At 61.6% G+C, this 2,979-nt stretch carries 3 protein-coding genes; 2 read left to right on the forward strand and 1 reads right to left on the reverse strand.

Annotated features, from left to right (window positions below):
• Positions 1-413, reverse strand: a 413-nt coding sequence (locus EN750_RS26845) for an SAM-dependent methyltransferase (protein WP_281062331.1), incomplete at its 3' end; no start/stop codon positions are given.
• A gap of 326 nt (positions 414-739) precedes the next feature.
• Between EN750_RS26845 and EN750_RS26850 the strand changes: the two genes are divergently transcribed.
• Positions 740-1,735, forward strand: a complete 996-nt coding sequence (locus EN750_RS26850) for a sterol desaturase family protein (RefSeq protein ID WP_189526473.1) — start codon at positions 740-742, stop codon at positions 1,733-1,735.
• Positions 1,732-2,883, forward strand: coding sequence for a GNAT family N-acetyltransferase (locus EN750_RS26855; protein ID WP_127398431.1), 1,152 nt, complete (start codon positions 1,732-1,734; stop codon positions 2,881-2,883). The genes EN750_RS26850 and EN750_RS26855 overlap by 4 nt, the downstream gene beginning before the upstream one ends.
• Positions 2,884-2,979 lie beyond the last annotated feature (96 nt).

The following is a 2,979-nucleotide window of genomic DNA, read 5'->3' on the forward strand; positions in this document are numbered from 1 at the left end:
CCTTCGATCACCGTCACACGCGGGTCGCCGCCGATATCAGGATGCATCTGGCCATGACCGACATCGACCGCGGTGACATGGGCCACGCCGCGCTCGAGCAACACCTGGGTGAAGCCGCCGGTCGAGGCGCCGATGTCGAGCGCTTCACAGCCGGCAGGGTCGAGGCCGAAATGATCGAGCCCACCGATCAGCTTGAGTGCCGCGCGCGACACATAGCCTTGCGCCGGATCATCGATGGCAACAAGGCATTGCGGCAAAACGCTCTGGCCGGGCTTGCGCGCAATGACGCCGTCGACGGTCACCGTGCCACGCTCGACCGCGTCGCGGGCACGTGAGCGGCTGGCAAACAGCCCGCGCTGGACGAGCAGGTCGTCGAGCCGCTGGCGTGCGCTGGCTGGCAGAGGGGAATTCATCGGCCTTCATGGCGAAAGCCGATGACGATGGCAAGAGCACCGGCCGGAAGCATCTCGTCTCACGTTCCCATCATCACGCCCAGCACATTGGACCGCGGCGATGGTGAGGCGTTCCGTCACGCCGACCATCCCTATGAATATCTATCCGTTGCGCCGGTTGAGACGGATGACCGCCGAAGCATGAGGTCTCGTCGCCTGCCGATAAGTGCCTAAAATCTAGAAAGCCTCATGATTTCTTAACCAATTTTCATCGCATTTGCTTGAGGACTTCAATGTTATGACCGCGACGACCGGAAAACCCGGATGAAGAGGCGGCAACCTTGGAAATGGCCAGCGATATCGTCTACAAGGTTCTTGACCGGATTTCCGGCGCCGGCCTGCTGGCGACCGGACTTCTTTTGCTGACTGCTTTGGTCAGCGCCCTGGTCGCCTACTGGCGCACGGTCGAGAAAAAGAGCTGGAAAGAGTTCTTCGAGTTCGCAGTCCCGCATGAGGTCATCACGCATCCTTCGGCGAAAGCCGACCTTTTGTTCTGGGTGACGCGGAAGGCGCTGATGCCATTCCTCATGCTGCCCGCCGGCGTCGTCTTCGTCAGCGCCGTCGGCTATGCGACGAACTGGTTGCTCTCCACGCTGCTGGCAATCCAGCCGCCCCTGATCGAAGGACCGGCAGGGCCGGTGACGGTGACGATCTTCACCATCACCATGCTGCTTGCGTACGACATCTCGTACTATCTCTACCACGTCGCCCAGCACCGCTACCCGGTGCTCTGGGAACTGCACAAGGTCCACCATTCGGCCGAGGTGATGGTTGGCATCACCAAGGATCGCGTCCACCCGCTCGACGAATTGATGAACCGGGCCTGGGACGGCGTCATTCCGGGCATCTGCTTCGGCATCTGGTCGCTGGTGTCGCTCAACCTCGTTGAGCTGACGGTCTTCGGGGTCAACGTCTACATCATACGCAACATCCTGATGATGGATTTCGTCAGGCACACGCATTTCAAGATCTCGTTCGGGCCGTTGAACAATCTGATCCTGTGCCCGCACTGGCATCAGTTGCACCACAGCACCGACCCGCGCCATTACGACAAGAACTTCGGGCTGCTCTTCTCGTTCTGGGATCGGCTCTTCGGAACTCTGTGCGTTCCGCGACCCGACGAGGACTTCAAGTTCGGTTTGATCGAACGCAACGTGCGCGACTACCAGTCGCTCGCAGGCCTCTATGTCATGCCGCTGAAGCGGATGTGGCGGCAGATCGCCAGACATTTCCGCACCGACAAGCCCGAGCCACAGCAATCGCCGCAAAGGGGGAAGCCATGAACGGACCCGCCGTGTTCCGGATGCCGCGAACGCACCGGATCGAAATTGCGACCTCGCCAGCGCGACTGGCAGAAATCGCGCCCGCCTGGGCAGCGCTCTGGCAACGCGCCGGCGGCCTCGTTTTCCAGCATCCCGACTGGATCTCGGCCTGGTGGCACACCACACCGCATCAGGACCGTCGCGGTCTCAGGATCGGCCTGGTCTGGAGCGGCGAGCGTCTCGAGGCCGTCATTGCGCTCGCGACCTTCTGGCGCTCGGGCATCCGTATGCTGGAGTGGGCGGCGAAGGATCACTGCGACTATGGCGATGTCCTGCTTGCTCCCGATGCCGAGCCACAGATCCTGCCGCAACTCTGGCAGCATATTCTCGATGATGGCGGCTTCGATCTTGCCTACCTCAATCGTCTGTTGCCCGATGCCCGATTCCGGACCCTGCTCGGTCCCGCCGCCCCAGGGCAGGGCAATATCTTGCAGCCAAGCCACCGCAGCGAGGTCAGCTATCGAGTTTCCGGCGCCGGGCAACGCGGCGCACAATGGTTTGAAAGCCAGTCGAAGAAAACCCGGCAAAACTATCGCCGTGGCTACAAATTCATGGAGGAAGGCGGCGCGCTGCGTTTCCGGCTGATGGATGCGCACGAAGCCCGCGAGCCGGTGCTGGAGCGCGTCGCCGCGCTGAAGCGGTTGTGGCTTGCAAAACACGGCCGCGTTTCGGACCTTTTCGACGAAGGCTCCCCCGCGCTGGCGGCACTGATCTCCGTTCTGGCCAAGCTCGGATTGCTGCGCATCTTCGTGCTCGAACGCGAAGACGAGATCATCGCCATCTCGATCAATTTCGAGCAGCATGGAACGATGATGGCTTTCGTCACCACCTATGATCCGGCCTTCGAACGGGCCTCGCCGGGCATGGTCTTGATGATGGATTACATCCAGTGGTCGTTTGACCGGGGCTTGACCACGATCGATTTTCTCTGCGGCGGCGAGGATTTCAAGCGCCGCTTTGCGACGCATTCGGTGATCTTGTCGTCGGTGGTGGGTGGACGAAACCTGCGCGGACGCCTAGCCGCCCTGGCAGACCGCGCCCGCCACGCGGCGCAATCCTGGCGCCCCGAGAAATCGGCGCAGCAAGCGGAGCTGGTTGCGGCGGAGTAGCATCGCCGACGCTTTTTAGATCGCCTGCACAGCTGCAAGCGCGAAACGATCGGGCAATCCCGATCAAGGCTTGCTGTCTTCAGCTCAGAATACGGT

The organism is Mesorhizobium sp. M7A.F.Ca.ET.027.03.2.1, from assembly GCF_003999175.1.
GTDB lineage: Bacteria > Pseudomonadota > Alphaproteobacteria > Rhizobiales > Rhizobiaceae > Mesorhizobium.